This is a genomic window from Marinobacter albus (assembly GCF_030238305.1).
Taxonomy (GTDB): domain Bacteria; phylum Pseudomonadota; class Gammaproteobacteria; order Pseudomonadales; family Oleiphilaceae; genus Marinobacter; species Marinobacter albus.
This window is the reverse complement of sequence record NZ_JASSQD010000001.1, coordinates 2,404,341-2,421,815: the sequence shown is the minus strand read 5'-3', so window position 1 is coordinate 2,421,815 and position 17,475 is coordinate 2,404,341. Positions and strand designations below refer to the sequence as shown.

The window sequence follows — 17,475 nt, the reverse complement described above, 5'->3', positions numbered from 1 at the left end:
GCGCCGGTCTCCCGGTTTTTACTGGCCACTTACCCAGACCCTTACACTGCCAAACCAGCCGTAGTCGGCCAGTTCTTCGCGAATTCTGTCGGCAGAAAGTATGTCGCCATCGGCCGCGGTGTCGAAAAACAGCTCCAGGTATACCTTGTTCTTCAGATAGTGCAGCCGAAGGCGGGTGTTCGACGGCAGTTCGCCGACATGCCGGGACAGGACATTCAGGATCTCTTCGCGATTGGGGAGGCGTTCCGAGGTTTGGGGTTGATCCTCATCGTTTTCGGCGTCTATGTGGAAATTGATATCCCGTATGTTCTCAAGTGCGTGCCGCATGCCGCCAACGACCTGCATGCCGATCTGGTGGCCTTCGGAAACGCTGATATCCGGCCGAACGACCAGATGAATGTCGAGCAGGATGTCGTGCCCCATCCGGCGACTGCGCAGTTCATGGACATTCCTGACACCGTCGGTCTGGCGCGCAATATCCTTTAGCATGTCGGTGTCTTCCGGGGATAGGCCCGTGTCCACGAGCTCCTTGACGCTGTCCCAGGTGAACTTCCAGCCAATGTGAATAATAATGCCGGCAATGACAACCGCCGCGAGGACGTCCAGCCAGAGCATACCGGCCATGGCGCCGACGGTGGAAAACAGCACGACAACCGAGGAGAACGCATCGGTTCGGCTATGCCAGGCGTTGGCGATGATGAGGTCGGAGCGAATTTCCTTGCCAATCCGTCTGGTATAGCGATAGATCCATTCCTTGCTGACCACTGATAGCCCTGCCGCGACCAATACCGGCCAGCCGGGTACGATGTCCGCTTCGCCGTGAACCAGACGCAACGTATTCTCCCAGGCCAGCGCCGCGCCCACCGCAATCAGAATGCTGCCCAAAACCAGTGTGCCGAAGGTTTCGATACGCTGATGGCCGTAAGGATGGTCTTCGTCGGGCTCTTGTCTTGAGACCTTCATGACGGCAAGTACCACCAGGTCCGATGCGACGTCGCTGAATGAGTGAATACCGTCGACCAACAACGCCTGAGAATGAAAAAGGGTACCTGCAATAACCTTAATGACGCCCAGAACCGCATCGAGAATCATCCCAATGATAGTGACGCTGGTTGCGGCCTTCATTTCCATGGCGAGATTTTCACGACGGCCTTGCGCCGGCGAAACAGGCTCTTCCATCAGGTTGCTCCGGTAATAGGATGGTGTGTCATTATAACGTTATTACTGAAGACGGGAGGGGCCAGTTTTCAGGCACCTCGTGCACTATTTATGCACAATGTTGCTGAACTGTGACTGGCTAACATTTTGTTCATGTTTACTCAATACCTTCTCTAAAAAATTATAACTATCTGAAAATAAACAATAAAATAACTGGTTAAAAAATGATCAATCTGTAGATTGGCGCAGTTATCAAGGGATGGAAACCGTTGCCCCTCGATTTTCAACAGGTTTATCCACAGATTCCGTGGAAAAGATCTTGGGAGGTGCGTCAGGCAGTCATTTAGCGCTGATTCTTAATGGAAAAGCGAAGCTGTGGAAAACTTCCGGTATACTCCGCTCACTCATTGGCAAGGAGTTTTCAGATGTATGGCGTAATCCGCAACCTGCTTTTCCGGCTACCCCCTGAACAGGCACACAATATTGCATTAAACGGTCTGGATGCGGCCAACAGGCTCGGTTTACTGAAGATTTTTTCGCCGAAGATAGATGCATTGCCAGTGAATGTAATGGGGTTGGAGTTTCCGAACCCTGTTGGCCTTGCCGCCGGGCTGGATAAAAACGCCGATCATCTGGATGCGTTGGGTGCATTGGGTTTCGGATTTATTGAAGTGGGTACCGTGACACCGGTCGCCCAGCCGGGCAATCCCAAGCCGCGAATGTTTCGTTTGCCGGAACATCAGGCGATCATCAATCGAATGGGCTTCAATAACGAAGGCCTTTCGCATCTTCTGGAGCGGGTAGACCATCGACGCTACCAGGGAATCCTGGGAATCAACGTCGGCAAGAACAAGGACACGCCGAACGAGGAATCAGAGGCCGATTATCGTAAGGGCATTTTTTCGGTGTATTCTAGGGCGGACTACATCACCGTCAATGTGTCCTCGCCGAATACGCCGGGCCTCCGGGATTTGCAGTTCGGGGATTCCCTGAAGGGATTGTTGGAAGCCATCAAGGACGAGCAGGGCAAATGCGAGCGGGAATTTGGCCGCTACGTTCCGATTGCCGTGAAGATCGCGCCAGACATGGATGATGATGGCATACGTTTTGTCGCTGATGCGCTGCGGCAAACGGGACTCGATGGGGTAATAGCCACGAACACCACCATCAGTCGCGATGCCGTAACTGGCCACCGCCACGCCGGAGAAACTGGTGGCCTGAGCGGGGCGCCAGTGCGAAAAGCCTCCCTGAGAGTGATCCAGGGACTGTACGCCGAGCTTGGAGAGGCGCTGCCGATCATTGGGGTTGGCGGCATCACGGATGGTGAGAGTGCTGCGGAAAAAATTCGCGCCGGGGCCAAGTTGGTACAGATATACACAGGCTTCATATACCAGGGACCGGCATTGATCCGTGAAGCGGTGGAGGCCATTCGGCAGTTAAAGGAAGAGGGGTAATGCCCTGATCGGCAGGAATACGCCGGGGCCAGAACAAGAATGGGCCCGCTTAGCGGGCCCGTGCGGGGAATAAACCCCGTGGCGCTTCTTCGCATGGTACGGGGCGGGAGGCCCCGTTTGGGTTAGTCAGCGTACTGCGTCAAATTGTCGGTGTACAAAAGATCAGACTAGATCCGGAGTTTCAGTGAATGTCCGTCACGCCGAGGTGACGTTGGAAAGTCTGTGGATGCCGGAAACTCCGGTCATACCCTCCCAGTTATCGGTGCGGCCTTCTCGCCACCCGCTTAACCATTCCTGGCGGACTTCTGGTTGTTCGATGGGGCAGCTGTCCTTGGGTTTACCAGACACGCCAGCGAGATAACCCCGCTTGAATGCACGAGCGTACATATCTCTTTTCTGTCTTTTCATGCCGTTCCTCACTGATGGATTAACAGAACATGCGTGTACACATCTGCAGTGGCCCTGACATGCGGCACCCCTCCGGGGAAAACCCACTATTGTCAGCTCAAGCCAGAGCAGTCAGGATCCTGTTAACGGAGGCAATTAATGACCTCCGGAACGACGCGTCACCTACAAGGTAAGTCGAAGGTCGAGCGGATGTACACTAATTATTTCGTCTATGTGGCGATTTTCTTATAGTTTCATGACATAAGCGATGGTGGCCGTTTCAGGTAAAAGCCGCAATTTCGCCAACTTACCTGAAGCCTCTTCAATCAGGAGTAGAACTTGTCCAAATCTGTCTTTTTCGTAACCTGCCCAAAGGGCGTCGAATACCTTTTGGCGGACGAGCTCAGTACTTTCGGTCTGGAACCAGTGCGCAATGCACCTGCAGGCGTCTGGGCAGAAGGTACTCTTGAAGGCGGCTACCGGGTTTGCCTGTGGTCGCGTCTGGCGAACCGCATCATTCTGCACCTGGATGAGATTGACGCCACCAGCGGCGACCAGCTGTACGACGGTGTCGTTCACATGGATTGGCAGCAACATATTCCGGTCAACGGCAGTTTCAGGGTCACGTTTCTGGGCCAGAACGATGCTATCCGCAACACGCAGTTTGGCGCCCAGCGGGTTAAGGACGGCATTGTCGACCGGTTCCGGGCAAGCGGAGGGCAACGACCCTCTGTGGATGCGAAAACACCGGACGTTACGGTGTCTGCGCGATTGAATCGGGGCCGGTTGTCGCTGGGAATCGATCTGAGTGGGCACAGCCTCCATATGCGCGGCTACCGGACCGAGAAAGGCGCGGCGCCCCTGAAGGAGAACCTCGCGGCGGCTCTGTTAATGCGGGCGGGCTGGCCTGACCTGGCGCGCGAGGGCGGTGATTTTGTTGATCCCATGTGCGGGTCGGGCACCTTGGCGATCGAGGCGGCTATGATGGCTCTGGATCTGGCACCTGGCCGCAAACAAGAACGCTTCGGTTTTGAGAAATGGCTCGGCCACCAGTCGGAGATGTGGCTGTCATTACGTCAGGAAGCGGAGCGTCGGGCGCACGAGGGCAAACAAGGAAAGCTGCCCAGAATTTGGGGGTTCGATCAGGACAACCGCGTGATTGCCACTGCAAGGAATAACATTCAGCGAGCAGGGCTGGACGGCGTGGTTGAGGTTGGCATTTGCCCGCTGGCGGATCTCAAGCTTGAGGGCGAGTGGTCGTCCACCGGGTTGGTCTTGACCAACCCTCCTTACGGTGAGCGGCTGAGCGAGCGCCGCGAACTGGGCGCACTCTATGAGTCCCTGGGTGACGCTGTGAAACGTCTGGTTCCGGGCTGGCGACTTGGGGTGTTTACCGGCGCCCCGGAGTTCGGAAAATCAATCGGTTTGCGCAGTTACAAGCAATATCGTCTCTTTAACGGCAAGTTGCCGGCCCAACTTTTGTTGTTCACCATTGACGAAGTCAGTGCAATGACGCCGCGTGAACCCGATGTTCCCGGCGAAATTACCCCTCGAATCACCAACGAGGACCGGGCGGCAATGTTACGGAACCGCTTGCAGAAAAACCGGAAAACGGTTGGGCAGTGGGCGCGCAAGCAGGGAATCAGTTGTTACCGTCTCTACGATGCCGATATGCCGGAATTTGCCCTGGCCATTGATGTATACGAAGGGCGGGTGCATGTGCAGGAATACGCGCCACCAAAAACAGTTGATGAGCGCGCTGCCCGGGAACGCCTGGCTGAGGCGCTCGCCGTGATACCTGAGGCGTTGGGTGTCGAGCGGGAGTCGATGGTGTGTAAGCAGCGCCAGCGTCAGGCCGGAACCAGCCAGTATGAAAAGCAGGCGGTGAGTGGTGAGTTTTTCCAGGTCCACGAACACGGTTGCGTGCTCAAGGTCAATCTCAAGGACTACCTGGATACCGGGTTGTTCCTCGACCATCGTCCGGTCCGGCACTGGATCCAGCAGCACGCCAAAGGCCAGCGTTTTCTGAACCTGTTCTGTTATACCGGTGCGGCAACGGTTCATGCAGCGGTTGGTGGCGCGAGCCGGTCGCTGAGTCTGGATATGTCCAAGACGTACGTACGATGGGCGGAGGATAATCTGGCATTGAATGGCATTGATCCAAAGCGGCACCGGGTGGAGCAGGCGGATTGCCTGGCCTGGCTGGCGGAGAAGCCGTCCCCGGACCAGCGCTTCGACATGATTTTCATGGACCCGCCGACGTTCTCGAATTCAGCAAGGATGGCCGGGGTGTTGGATATCCAGAAGGATCACAGCCGGCTTGTGCGCCAGGCGATGCAGCGTCTCAGCTCGGAGGGGTTGCTGATATTCTCCAACAACTTCCGTCGCTTCAAGCTGGACGAGGAGCTGGCGTCCGAGTTTGATGTAGAGGAGGTGGGCCGCAGCACCATCGATAAGGACTTTCAAAGAAACGCACGCATTCACCACTGCTGGCATATCCGCCATCGCGGCTGAAACCTAGAACTCGTAACGTAACCCGCCAGAGAACTGGAACGTGTTGACCTCCGTTCCAGTGTCTTCGAAGAGTTTGCCGCCTTCGAACACCAGGAAGGTGTTCGTCATCACCTCGAAGTCGAGGCCTGCGAGCCAACTGACGCTGAATCCGCTGTCCGGGAACTCGCCCTCCAGGGTCTGAAACTGGCGATTGCGGTCTGCCTCGGAATTGCGCAGTTCAGCCTCACCGCTGATGTAAGAGAAGCCGAACTGACCGTAGATGTTGGCGTAGTCGGTGATGGGATGGTGCATGCCGATATACCAGCTGGCGAAATAATCCACCGTGAGAGTCAAATCGCTGTTCGGGACTTCGGCATCCTTAAAGCCGCCGCCGGCACGCAATTCGGCATGAAAGAGGTCGGTGATGTGCCCGCCGACAATCAGTGTGCCGCCAGTGCCCCATGCTGCCTCATTGGTAATCTCGCCAATGCTGCGGTGGTTGAAGGTGGTTGCAAGCAATCCGACATAGTGGAGATCTTCCCTTGAGTCCGAGGCAGCACTTTCCTGGGCGAATGCGGCCGGGTTGATCATCAGTGTCGCTGTTAACAGCGCGGCAAGCAGGGACGTTCGCACAACCTTGTTCATTGTTATCGGGCTTCCTGAGGTGAGCATATACGGGCCTGATTCTGCCTTGCGTAACCGTTTGTTACGTCGACCCGTGTCACACTTCCCCGTGTCCGGCAGGCCCCGCCTCAGTCTTCGTCAAACAGCCCTTCCTCCCGGGCCATCAAGAGCAGGGCGTAAACGCTATTCTCCGGTAGCTGCGGTTCGAGGCCCTCATCAATCATGAGCTGGCGACGTCGGTCTTCAAGAGAGTCGCTGTCCAGACTGGTAATGAGCTCGGTGATGGGGGCTATTTCGAAGGGTGGTTCCTGGCCGACGGCGCTGAAGAGCTTGTCGATCAGGATTTCATCCGGATCAAGGCCGTCTACATAAACGGTCTGGTCCGGCAGGTCCTGATGGAGCTCTCTGGTCAGTTCCAGGGGCGGAACGCCCTGTTCCTCAAGATACCTGAGGTCGAAATCCCCCAGGTCGCCATCCTCCGGAAGCCAATCGTCTTCAGGGGCGATGACGACCGTTTTCATGCGGCCATCCGCAAGGGACCACGCCATGGCAACTGGAAACAGGGCGTCTTCGGTCTGGCAGTATTCGATATCTAGAAATCTCGGTGCTTGCACGCTGAGCTCCAGTTCTGAGAGGTAAGTGAGGTCGCGGTTATAAGGAATGTCCGCTGACCCGGTATGAGGCTTCATGGCTTCATGCCATACTGTTCCGGCAATTATCATTCAATCAGGGACATCATGGAACACGCTGAATTTAACAAAGATTTGTTGAAGTTTCTGAACTCGTCGCCAACGCCCTGGCATGCAGTGGCGACCATGAAGGTCCAATTGGACGCTGCTGGTTTTGAAGAGCTGGACGAGAAAGATGATTGGAGCCTCGAACCCAATCAGGGGTACTACGCCATCCGGAACGGGTCCTCCATCGTCGCATTCCGCACCGGCACTCGGGACGTTTCTGCCTCCGGCATCCGGATGGTCGGGGCGCACACAGACAGCCCGTGCCTCAAGGTAAAGCCGAACCCTGAGGTGCGGCGCAAGGGGTTTTTCCAGTTGGGCGTCGAGGTGTACGGTGGCGTTCTGCTGAACCCCTGGTTTGACCGTGATCTCTCGCTTGCCGGCCGTGTGACGGTTCTGGATGAAGACGGCGAAGTGCGCGACACCCTGCTGGACTTCCGCAAGCCCGTGGCCTTTATCCCGAGCCTTGCGATTCATCTCGATCGCGAGGCCAACAGCAATCGCACGGTGAATCCGCAGACCGATTTGCCGCCGGTGGTCATGCAGGTGCCGGAGAGTGATACCACCAGCTTTGCCGACCTGCTGCGCCAGCAGATTGCCACCGAGTCCGGCATGAAGGTGCGCAAGGTGCTGGGGTATGAGCTGAGTTTCTATGACGCCAGCGAAGCCTCTTTTATCGGTTTGCGCGACGAGTTCATTGCCTCCGCCCGGTTGGATAACCTGCTGAGTTGCTACATTGGCCTCCAGTCGCTGCTTAAAACCTCGGGTGATGAAGCCGCTTTGCTGGTGTGTAACGACCACGAGGAGGTGGGCAGCATGTCGGCAGAGGGCGCCCAGGGGCCGTTCCTCGCCTCCGTGCTCGAGCGCTGGTGCGGTGCGGGTAAATCTCGGGCGATTGCCCGGTCCATGATGATCTCGGCGGATAACGCCCATGGAATTCACCCGAACTATATGGACAAGCACGACGAAAACCACGGCCCACAATTGAATGAGGGCCCGGTGATCAAAGTGAATCACAATCAGCGCTACGCGACCAACAGCCGGTCTGCAGCCGTTTATCGTCATATCAGCGATGAATTGGGGCTGCCGCACCAGACGTTTGTTGTGCGCAGTGATATGGGCTGTGGCAGCACCATTGGCCCCCTGACTGCAGGTAACCTGGGCGTAACCACGCTCGACATCGGCGTGCCACAGTTTGGCATGCATTCGATTCGGGAACTCATCGGTACCGAAGACGGCTATACTTTATTTCGGGTGCTGACCGAATTCATGCAGCGTGATCGCGTTCTGTGAGGCATGAAACGAAAAATGCCGCTGCTTCGTATGAAGTAGCGGCATTCCGGAAAAGTGGCTCCCCGAGCTGGGCTCGAACCAGCGACAAACGGATTAACAGTCCGTTGCTCTACCAACTGAGCTATCGGGGAACAGTATCGAAGTGGCGCGCATATTAAGTGCTTTGGTGGACCGGGTCAACCCCCTGAATTAGAAGGTTAAAAATTGTACGGAAGTGAGTGCTCGGCAGTGCATAGTGACAGGGAGGTGTTGTTATGACCGCTTTTGAATCCGCCCCTTATCCTTTACCCGCCAATGTCAGGCTGGAGCGAATGCAATATGCGCCGCCGCCCTGGCTACGAAATGGTCACCTGCAATCCATCTGGCCCACACTGTTTCGCAAGGTGGATATGGTGGCGCCCCAGGCCGAAATCCTGCCCACCGACGATGACGATGAGCTCCATCTGGACTGGTACCGTCAGGGCAGTGACCGTCTGGCCATCGTGTCGCATGGTCTGGAAGGGCACAGCCGGAGGCCCTATGTGCTGGGTCTGACCCGCGCGCTTTTGAGTGCCGGCTGGGATGTACTTGCCTGGAACTATCGCTCCTGCGGCGGTGTGATGAACCGTCAGCCCCGGTTTTATCACAGCGGCGCCACGGGGGATCTGGAACGGGTGGTCCGGCATGGCCTGGCAGGCTCCTACAGCAGGCTTTTTCTGTCCGGATTCAGCATGGGCGGCAATTTGACCCTGTTGTACCTGGGCGAACAGGGAGAGCGGGTTGATAGCCGTATTTGCGGCGCTGTCACCTACTCGGTGCCCTGCGACCTGGCCGGTAGTGCAGACGTGCTTTCCCGGCCCAGCAGGAAGATCTACATGCAGCGTTTCTTGAACGATCTGCACGGTAAAATGAAGGAAAAGGCGGAAAAGTTTCCGAACATCATCGATGTCTCGGGATTTGAATCGATTCGTAATTTCCGCCAGTTTGATGACCGCTACACCGCTCCACTGCATGGATTCCGGGATGCTGAAGATTACTGGGCGCAGGCCTCGGCGCTGGGACGCCTGCGAGATATCCGGGTACCGGCCCTGATGGTTAACGCCATTGATGACCCGTTTTTATCCGATCGGTGTTTTCCCGAATCCCGCAGCGTACTCGGCGCCCATGTTCGGGTTGAATCCCCACGCTGGGGCGGTCACGTAGGTTTTGTCGAGCACGCCCGGGACGGTTATTACTGGTCCGAGCGCCGGGCAATCGCATTCCTGCAGGGCTTTGTGTAAAGCGGTGCCCACTCGGGGGAGGGTTATTCCAGGTTTTGTTTGAGAACGGGCCAGATATTTTCCAGCAGTTTTGGCTGCGCCGCCTCTGACGGGTGGAGGCCATCGTCCTGCATGAACCCGTCCCGGTCGTAGACCCCCTGCAGAAAGAAGGGAACCAATGCCGTGTTGTAGCGGTCCGATAACTTCGGAAAAATATCCGCAAACATCTCGGTGTACCGCTGACCGTAGTTTGGTGGTATCTGCATACCCACCAGCACGGTGCGAGCGCCAGTTTGCTGGACCTGTTCAATCATTTCCGCCAGGTTGGATTCGATGACATTGGGTGGAAACCCCCGCAGGCCATCGTTGCCACCGAGCTCAATAACGACAACATCCGGATCGTTTTCCCTGAGTAGATCCGGCAGACGTCTGGCGCCCCCGTCGGTGGTTTCACCACTGATGCTGGCGTTGATTACCTGCCACTGGGATAGCCCATTCTGGTCCAGGCGCTCCTTGAGCAGTTGCACCCAGGCACGTTCGGATGGCACGCCATAGGCGGCACTGAGACTGTCCCCCATGATCAGCAAGGTATTCTGATTGGCCAATGCCGGCATCGCCAGTAAGGCGAGCACAACGAAAAGGATTGATCTGACGGACAGTCGTGCCGTATTCATAGACAATTCGTTTACCCTAATTCAGTTTATTGACCCAAGGATTGAGAGCTTCCGTGAACCAGATGACCGATTTCAACGCCGAGCGCCGACAAACCATGTTACGAGTGGACAACCTTACGCACCGGGTCAGCCTGGAAACTGATACGTTGACGATCTTGCAGGGGGTCAGTCTGGAAATCAATCGGGGAGAGTCCGTAGCCATCGTCGGCCGGTCCGGCTCGGGCAAAACCACATTGCTTGGCCTGTTGGCAGGTCTGGACACGCCCAGTGACGGAACCGTGGAACTGGACGGCTCCGTGATCAGCAAGCTGACCGAAGATGAGCGGGCGAAGCTCAGGGCGCGCCGGGTGGGGTTTGTTTTCCAGTCGTTCCAGTTACTGCCGGCACTGACTGCCCGGGAGAACGTGATGTTGCCGCTGGAGTTGGCAGGGATGGAGTCGCCGGAAGCCCGGGCGCGGGAACTGCTGGAAAGGGTTGGCCTGGGCGAGCGTCTCAACCATACCCCCCGGCAGTTGTCCGGCGGTGAGCAGCAACGGGTTGCGATCGCCCGGGCATTTGCCTCCGACCCAGTCATTCTGTTTGCCGATGAGCCGACCGGCAATCTCGATAACCGCACTGGCCAGTCGGTGTCGGATCTGCTGATGGAACTGAACCGTGAGCAGGGAACGACATTGGTCATGGTGACTCACGATGAACATCTGGCGGCCCGCTGCGGCCGCCAGTTCCATATTGAGGCAGGCATTCTGACGGAGCCGGAAGCGGCCCGGGAGCTGGCTGACTGATGGCGGCTGCAAGCAAGTTGATGTCGGTTCGCCGGGACTGGCGGGAGCGTGATGTACGGGTAGTGCTTGCTGCGTTGATCATTGCCGTCGCCACTGTCGCTACCATCGCGCTGTTTGCCAGCCAGCTGCAGCGTACCCTTGTGTCGTCTGCCAGCTCGTTTCTTGCAGCCGACCGGCAACTGGAGGCTGAAAACGGGCGGGAGATTCCCGGGGAGTGGCTGACCGAAGCCCAGTCCAGGGGGCTGGAAACGGGGCGTATGGTGGAGTTCTCCACCATGGTCTTCGGCAGCGGTGGTTTTCAGCTGGTGTCCGTAAAAGCCGTCAGCGACGAGTATCCACTGCGTGGTGAAATCGAGGTTCAGGACGCTGCGGACGCACCGAGAAAGCTGGTCGGGTCAGGCCCGAAACCCGGTGAGGTCTGGATCAATCCACGGTTGCTGCGGCTGCTCGAACTGAACATCGGCGACTCCCTGGAGGTGGGGAACCTGAACCTCAGGGTGTCGGGCCTGCTGATCAGGGAGCCAGACGGCGGGTTCCGGCTCTCGTCACTGGCGCCACGGATCATGATCCACGCCGATGACGTGCCCTCAACCGGTGTTATCCAGGAGGGCAGCCGGGTCGAGTATGTCTACCTGTTTGCCGGCGATGACGGTGCGCTTGAGGGCTATTACCAGTGGTTGCAGTCGCGACTGGAGCCCAGCCACGAGTGGGAGGGCGTTCGGGACGGGGAAACCTTTTCGCGGTCTCTGGAGCGCGCGGAGAGTTTTCTGCTGCTGGGCGGCAGCCTTGCCGTCTTACTGGCGGCCGTGGCCGTTGCCGTTGCAAGCAGGCAATATGCACTGTCCCAGCGTGACACCGTTGCGCTGCTGAAAACGCTCGGGGTTCGCAGTCGGGGAATCGGCAAGCTGTACCTTCGTCGCCTGGCACTCTGGGGCCTGACCGGTATCGTCGGCGGGCTGCTGGTTGCCTTGCCCCTGTTCTGGTTGCTGACCCGGTTGCTGAGTAATGTGCTTGAGCGACCGGTCGAGTTTTACCTGGATCCGGCGGCGTTGGCCCCGGCATTGCTGACGGCCCTGGTTTCCCTGTTTGCCTTTGCCTATCCACCCATTCGCCGGCTACGTGATGTTCCGGCCATGCGCGTGCTTCGTAGCCAGCCGGGCGAAGGAGGGCGTGAGGCTTTGCCGGACTTCGCGATTGCGATCATTGCGGTATTCGGGCTGGTCTGGTTGTACGCGGGCGAATTGAGTCTGGTGGCGGCCTTGTTGGGTGGGCTGGTGCTGCTGCTCGGTGCACTGGGCCTCCTGGGCTGGCTGCTGGTCGCAACCCTGCGTAGGGTCAGGGGAGGCGGCAATGCCTGGCGTCTCGCGCTGGTCGGGCTCTACCGGCATCGTCGTGCCAGCCTGTCACAGATGGCGGTGTTCGCGATGACACTGATGCTGGCAGCGACCCTGGTCCTGGTGCGAAGCTCGCTCCTGGACGATTGGCAGGCCCAGCTTCCCCCGGACGCTCCCAACCACTTCCTCATCAATATCGCGCCTGACGCCGTTGAAGAGGTCAGTGCCTTCTGGCAGGAGCGTGGGCAACCCCTGAACCAGCAGTATCCAATGGTTCGGGGCCGGCTGACCGAGTTGAACGGGCGGCCGGTGAAGGAGGCGGTGAGTAAGGATGAGCGCGTGGGCGCGTTGAACCGAGAACTGAACCTGACCTGGATGTCGACCCTGCCAACGGATAACGAAATTATTCAGGGCCAGTGGTTTGACCCTGGCCAGACCGAGGGGGTTTCCGTTGAGGCGGAGCTGGCCGAACGTTTAGGCCTGTCTCTGGGAGACCGACTGACCTTCACCATTGGCTCAGAGAAGGTGACGGAATCGATCACCAGCATTCGTACGGTCCAATGGGACAGCATGAAGCCTAATTTCTACATGGCATTTCCGCCAGAGGGCGGTCTGACCGATATGCCGGCGACCTGGATTACCAGCTTCTACCTGCCCACTGACAAGAAAACCGCGCTGAATGACTTCTCGAGGCAGTTCCCAACCATTTCAGTGCTCGAGATCGATCATATTATTGACCGTATCCAGCAGATTGTTCGCCAGGTGACGCAGGCGATTGAAGCCATTCTGGCTTTGATCCTCGCCGCTGCATTGGTCGTGATGGCGGCGGTTGTCAGTGCCACATTGCGGGATCGCCAGCGGGAGGGAGCCCTGCTGCGAACCCTTGGCGGTCGTCAGTCGTTGCTGGTGCGCAGCACCATGCTGGAGTTCGCGCTGCTGGGCGGTTTTGCCGGAGTGCTCGGCGTGGTTGCAGCCGAGGCAGCCGTATGGGCTCTTCAGTTCCGGATGTTTGAGGGTAACTTCAGCTGGCATTGGCAGGTGGTGTTGCCGGTGCCGCTTATCAGCGCCGTTGTGCTGGCCCTGTTCGGTCGGTGGCAGCTGAGCCCGGTGCTGAGCGTGTCGCCCATGCTGTTGCTTCGCCGGTTGGAATGAAGCGGGTCTTATCGGTAGTTCGCGAGGATGGCTTCCAGTTCGCCGTTCTCGCGAATGTCTTTAAGTTCGGCGTTGAAGGCCTCGGCAAAGTCCTGCCAGTCTTTTCGGAGCATAAGACGGAACCCCACCTTGCTGATACCCTCACGGGTGCTCCGGAAGCGATCCTGGAGCCCCTCCCGGCGAAGGATCCACTGGCCGACCAGTCTATCGGCGATGGCAGCGTCAAAGCGTTCACCGTGCAGCACAAACGTGAACATATCCCGATCCCGGGAAACATCGAAACGCTGGATGGTTCCCGCATCAAAATGTTCCTGCAGGAGGGGGTACTGGTAACCGAGATGGGTAACGACGGTCTTTGAGAAAAGATCCTCTGGCGACCGGAAGGTCAGGTCGGACTCGGCGGGAATGAAGAAGACTTCCTCAATGGGCACTACCGCGTCGGTGAACAGGAAGCGCTCCGGCTCGGTGGTCCATTCGATTGCCCGGGGGGTGCCGTCAATAAAACCCTCGAGCAGCATTTCATCCACCCGTTTTCTGGGGACTTTCTCCGGCACGACCTTGTAACCGAGACGCTCTCCGATAAGCGAGACCACATCCCACATGATGCCGGAGGGTTGGCTCTCGTTTACGATGAGGTACGGCGGATAGCCATTCGGAGAGACATTGAAATGGAAGGTTTTACTGTCTGCGGCGGCGATGGCTTCGGAACTGAGGGTCACGGCCCAGATTACAAGTGCGGCGAGTTGCACGGCAGGAATCAATCGGCGAGACCGTTTTCGCATCATCATGCAGGACTCTTCACTGTGTAAAGTTGTACCCGGCTTACTCCCTGCCAGTGTGGCCACAATTGTTACGCTTTTGTTAGATAAATTCAATCATTGTTTTGTCTGCAAGTGACTGAAAAAAAGGGGCCCTCGCTGGGACCCCGTCGTGAGTTATGCCCAGGCCCGTCGCAAAACCGCGCGGGCGTCTTCCAGGGTAACTTCCTTCGGGTTGAACATGATTGATCCATCGTCCAGAGCCATCTCGGCAATGTGATCGAGCTGTTCTTCCTGCACCTTGCCGGTTTCCTTGAGCGTGCGTGGCAACTGGCAGCGCTTGTACAACTGATCCCGGAGCTTCCGAAGGGCAGAGATGCTGGCCTCGGCGCGGCGGCTGGACGGTGTGGCGGAGTAGACCTCGGGCCCTTCAAGGTAAAGCAGGAGTTCGCCCAGCGGGGCGCGAATTTCTTCAAGGTTGTACTCAAGCACGTAGGGCAGATACAGGCTCATGCACAGGCCATGGGGAAGGTGACAGATGGCACCGGTCGCATGCCCAAGGGCATGCACCAGGCCCACCATGGAGTTGGAAAACGCGATGCCGGCCATCGTTGACGCCTGGGCCAGTTCCAGGCGGCCGTCGGTGTCTTTGGGGTTGTCCATGACATGCAGCAGGGAGTGGCTGATCTTCTTCACCGCTGCGGTGGCGTAGGCATCACTGAGCGGATTCTTGGCCATGCAGGTGAAGGCCTCGGTGGCGTGTGTCATGGCATCCATCGCTGTGGCCGCGGTGATGTGCGGCGGCAGCGTCAGGGTCATTCTTGGATCAATAATGGCGGCATTGGGCAGCAGGAAGGATGAGGTGAAGGGCAGTTTGACGCCCTTGGCCTCGTCTGTAATGACGGCGACAGAGGTGACTTCCGAGCCCGTGCCCGCGGTTGTCGGCACAACAAAGAATGGCTTTAGTGGATGCTTGATGATCCCGGCGCCACTGTATTTGGCGATATTGTCGCCACCTTCGGACACCAGAATGTTTACGGCCTTGCCGGTATCGATGGCGGAGCCACCGCCAACAGCGATGATCGAGTCACATTTTTCCTGGCGGTAGATGCCGGCGATGTCCCGGACGACTGTGGTCGAGGAGTCCGGAGGCACGTCATCGTAAATGCTGACAATTTCCAGACCACTTTCCTCGCACGCCGCGATGACAGGGTCGAGCAGGCCGGCGGCACGCACACCCTTGTCCGTCACAATCATGGGTCGTTTCGCTGCCAGTCCGGTCAATTCGTAGGGGATATGCTCCAGGGCTGACTTGCCGGCGATCACTTTTACCGGACAAAAGAACTCATAGTATTTGTTGGTCATTACGCTCTCACCGTCTCAACGAAATTGGTAGCAACCTTCAGGTAGATTCTTGCCGCGCTGATCAGCTTTTCCGGCAGGTGAAGGTTGGCGGGGTATTCCTTTACCGCCCTTTGGGCAATCAGTTTTGGAAGAATAAATGACTCAAGCCGGTTCAACACGCGGGTCATGCGAACGGCGTAGCTGATATCGCCATCAACGAGCATGCGGTCGTTGGCAAAGGCTACGGATGTCTTTTCCTGGAACGAGAGCACCAGAAAGGCGTGGGCGATGTGTTTGAACTGGATTGACAGGTCGATCGGTCGGGGCGCCGAGTCGCCATGAAAATGGAAACGGCCGAGGCCGGTATGCTCGACAATCAGTCGCGGCCCATCCGGCATGACCATCATCTCGAAGAGAAACCCTTCGGGCAGGGCCCGGGCCTCATTTTTGACCGAATCATCCACTTCACTCACTGCCTGCAACGCACGTCCCATCACCTGGAACATCATCTCCACGTACAGGCGACGAGCCTGGAAAATCATCGGCTGGATACGTTTCGCTAGCATGGCCGTCATCCATTTGTTGTTGGTGTAACCTGATTTTTAGAGTTATTGCTCTAAAAGTCAATGTGGCAATGACGTTTAATCTGCGTCAGCAGGGCAAACCCGGGCGTCGGGCATAAAAAAAGCCGGCGGATGGGGCTGTCCGCCGGCTTGCTTCCGAGCAGCATGGGGCTGATCAGCCGGTGAGCGCTTCCAGTTTCTGACGTGCCTCCTTGGCAACGTCGCCCCCGGCTTCGACCGCTTTGCTGTAATAGGCTATGGCTTCATCGCGGCGATTCTCTTTGGCAGCAATGTCGCCCAGGCGCAGGAAGGCTATGGATGTGGGGACCACCTGATTGGCGCGCTCCAGGTTGGCCCGGGCTTTATCGAGATTATTGAGTGCCAGCGCGTTCAGGCCGTTGTACAGCCGGTAAACGAACATTTCAGGGTAAAGGGAAACGGCTTTCTCAAAATCCGCCGAGGCTTGCTCAAGTTTCTTCTGTTCCTGGTAAATGCGGCCTCGCAGGCTGTAGAACAGGGCCTCATCCGGAGCCAGGCGAATGGCCTCGGTGATGTTCTCAAGCGCCGCTTTCATGTCCCCGTCAGAGGCCAGTTTCATTGCCTTCTCATGGGCATCATAGGCTGGCTGGAGCTTGCGGAGGGTTGCCAGTTTGCGTTCAAAAACGTCTTCCCCACGGTAGCCTCCGGCACCGACTTTATTGACGAGTTCCCGATTCTTCTGTACCCGCTTCGCCGAGGGCGGGTGAGTGGCAAACATGCCCTGGATAAAGTCGCTCTCCTTGCCCTCGGACAGTTCCAGGAACAACTGCTGAAGCTCAACGGCCGCGGTCGGGTCGTAGCCAGCTTTTTTCATGTACAGAATGCCGTAGTAATCCGATTCCAGTTCATCGGACTGGCTGTATTGCGCAAGCGCCAGCTGGGCGCCCACGGCGGCGCCACCCATGAGCAGGCCCGCCCACTCATTGTCGGAGAGAGCAAATCCCAGTCCGGCAACTCCGGCGCTGATCAGCATCCCCTGCTGCATGCGCTGGACACTGTGTCGCGCTGCTGCGTGTACAATCTCATGGCCGATCACCGAGGCCAGTTGGGCTTCGTCGTCCAGTTCGGTCAACAGGCCGCGGTTGATGGCGATTTTGCCGCCGGGGAGCGCCCAGGCATTGGGCACGCTGCTGTTCAGGATCGCAAATTCATAGGGAAGGTCCGGTCGGTCACTGACCTGAGCCAGTTTCTGCCCCACCTCACGGACGTAGAGGGTGAGCTCCGGATCCAGGTAGAACTGACCTCCCTGGGTTTGCTGGGTAGGTGTATACTGCTCTGCACCCATGGCCAGCTCCTGATTTTCATCAATCAGGGACAACTGGCTCTCGCCGGTCACCGGATTGACGGAGCAGCCAGTCACCGCCAGAGCCAGCACCAGCAGCATTACGCAACGTTTCAATACGAACTGATTCACACGGAACTCCCTTCACGGCATTTCGCAACGTTAT

General features: G+C 57.6%; 15 protein-coding genes and 1 tRNA gene. 6 read left to right on the top strand and 10 right to left on the bottom strand.

All coding sequences use genetic code 11. The annotated features are described in order from the left end of the window. Window positions 1-18 precede the first annotated feature (18 nt). On the bottom strand, window positions 19-1,179 hold the full coding sequence (locus QQF73_RS11235) for a cation diffusion facilitator family transporter (protein ID WP_219865383.1): 1,161 nt from the start codon (window positions 1,177-1,179) through the stop codon (window positions 19-21). A 404-nt stretch (window positions 1,180-1,583) separates the two neighbouring features. On the opposite strand from QQF73_RS11235, the gene QQF73_RS11230 reads away from it, so the two are divergent. Continuing rightward, window positions 1,584-2,612, top strand: coding sequence for a quinone-dependent dihydroorotate dehydrogenase (locus QQF73_RS11230; protein ID WP_219865384.1), 1,029 nt, complete (start codon window positions 1,584-1,586; stop codon window positions 2,610-2,612). Between the two features lie 195 nt (window positions 2,613-2,807). On the opposite strand, the gene rmf is transcribed toward QQF73_RS11230, so the two are convergent. Then, window positions 2,808-3,020, bottom strand: a complete 213-nt coding sequence (gene rmf, locus QQF73_RS11225; protein WP_219865385.1) for a ribosome modulation factor — start codon at window positions 3,018-3,020, stop codon at window positions 2,808-2,810. Window positions 3,021-3,338: 318 nt separating this feature from the next. Here rmf and rlmKL point away from each other — a divergent pair, with 318 nt between their 5' ends. Next, window positions 3,339-5,513 (top strand): bifunctional 23S rRNA (guanine(2069)-N(7))-methyltransferase RlmK/23S rRNA (guanine(2445)-N(2))-methyltransferase RlmL, encoded by a 2,175-nt coding sequence (rlmKL, locus tag QQF73_RS11220; protein ID WP_285368239.1) that lies wholly within the window; start codon window positions 3,339-3,341, stop codon window positions 5,511-5,513. A gap of 3 nt (window positions 5,514-5,516) precedes the next feature. On the opposite strand, the gene QQF73_RS11215 is transcribed toward rlmKL, so the two are convergent. Together QQF73_RS11215 and QQF73_RS11210 are read right to left on the bottom strand one after the other, a co-directional pair. After that, window positions 5,517-6,137 carry an outer membrane beta-barrel protein gene (locus tag QQF73_RS11215; RefSeq protein WP_285368238.1) on the bottom strand — a complete coding sequence of 207 codons (621 nt, stop codon included), beginning with the start codon at window positions 6,135-6,137 and terminating at the stop codon, window positions 5,517-5,519. Window positions 6,138-6,244: 107 nt separating this feature from the next. Then, window positions 6,245-6,730: a hypothetical protein gene (locus tag QQF73_RS11210; protein WP_285368237.1), complete on the bottom strand. Its 486-nt coding sequence runs from the start codon at window positions 6,728-6,730 to the stop codon at window positions 6,245-6,247. A gap of 123 nt (window positions 6,731-6,853) precedes the next feature. On the opposite strand from QQF73_RS11210, the gene QQF73_RS11205 reads away from it, so the two are divergent. Beyond that, window positions 6,854-8,143, top strand: coding sequence for a M18 family aminopeptidase (locus QQF73_RS11205; protein WP_219865389.1), 1,290 nt, complete (start codon window positions 6,854-6,856; stop codon window positions 8,141-8,143). Window positions 8,144-8,198: 55 nt separating this feature from the next. Here QQF73_RS11205 and QQF73_RS11200 read toward each other — a convergent pair. After that, a tRNA-Asn gene (locus tag QQF73_RS11200) sits at window positions 8,199-8,274 on the bottom strand. 123 nt (window positions 8,275-8,397) lie between these two features. On the opposite strand from QQF73_RS11200, the gene QQF73_RS11195 reads away from it, so the two are divergent. Continuing rightward, a complete protein-coding gene (locus QQF73_RS11195; protein ID WP_219865390.1) occupies window positions 8,398-9,402 on the top strand; it encodes a YheT family hydrolase in 1,005 nt (334 codons plus the stop codon). A 23-nt stretch (window positions 9,403-9,425) separates the two neighbouring features. On the opposite strand, the gene QQF73_RS11190 is transcribed toward QQF73_RS11195, so the two are convergent. Next, complete coding sequence (locus QQF73_RS11190; RefSeq protein WP_219865391.1) at window positions 9,426-10,055, bottom strand: arylesterase; 630 nt, start codon at window positions 10,053-10,055, stop codon at window positions 9,426-9,428. A 62-nt stretch (window positions 10,056-10,117) separates the two neighbouring features. Here QQF73_RS11190 and QQF73_RS11185 point away from each other — a divergent pair, with 62 nt between their 5' ends. Together QQF73_RS11185 and QQF73_RS11180 are read left to right on the top strand one after the other, a co-directional pair. Beyond that, window positions 10,118-10,837 (top strand): ABC transporter ATP-binding protein, encoded by a 720-nt coding sequence (locus tag QQF73_RS11185; protein WP_219865926.1) that lies wholly within the window; start codon window positions 10,118-10,120, stop codon window positions 10,835-10,837. Further along, window positions 10,837-13,323, top strand: a complete 2,487-nt coding sequence (locus QQF73_RS11180; RefSeq protein WP_285368236.1) for an ABC transporter permease — start codon at window positions 10,837-10,839, stop codon at window positions 13,321-13,323. Before QQF73_RS11185 ends, QQF73_RS11180 begins: the two co-directional genes overlap by 1 nt. Before the next feature lie 8 nt (window positions 13,324-13,331). Here QQF73_RS11180 and QQF73_RS11175 read toward each other — a convergent pair whose 3' ends face one another. From QQF73_RS11175 to QQF73_RS11160, 4 genes are all read right to left on the bottom strand, one after another. Beyond that, window positions 13,332-14,111, bottom strand: coding sequence for a substrate-binding periplasmic protein (locus QQF73_RS11175; protein ID WP_285368235.1), 780 nt, complete (start codon window positions 14,109-14,111; stop codon window positions 13,332-13,334). Window positions 14,112-14,258: 147 nt separating this feature from the next. After that, a complete protein-coding gene (locus QQF73_RS11170) occupies window positions 14,259-15,446 on the bottom strand; it encodes an iron-containing alcohol dehydrogenase (protein ID WP_219865393.1) in 1,188 nt (395 codons plus the stop codon). After that, window positions 15,446-15,991 carry a hypothetical protein gene (locus QQF73_RS11165; RefSeq protein ID WP_219865394.1) on the bottom strand — a complete coding sequence of 182 codons (546 nt, stop codon included), beginning with the start codon at window positions 15,989-15,991 and terminating at the stop codon, window positions 15,446-15,448. The genes QQF73_RS11170 and QQF73_RS11165 overlap by 1 nt, the downstream gene beginning before the upstream one ends. Before the next feature lie 172 nt (window positions 15,992-16,163). Beyond that, entirely contained in the window at window positions 16,164-17,411 is a 1,248-nt protein-coding gene (locus QQF73_RS11160) for a M48 family metalloprotease (RefSeq protein ID WP_285368305.1), read from the bottom strand. Window positions 17,412-17,475: the final 64 nt, after the last annotated feature.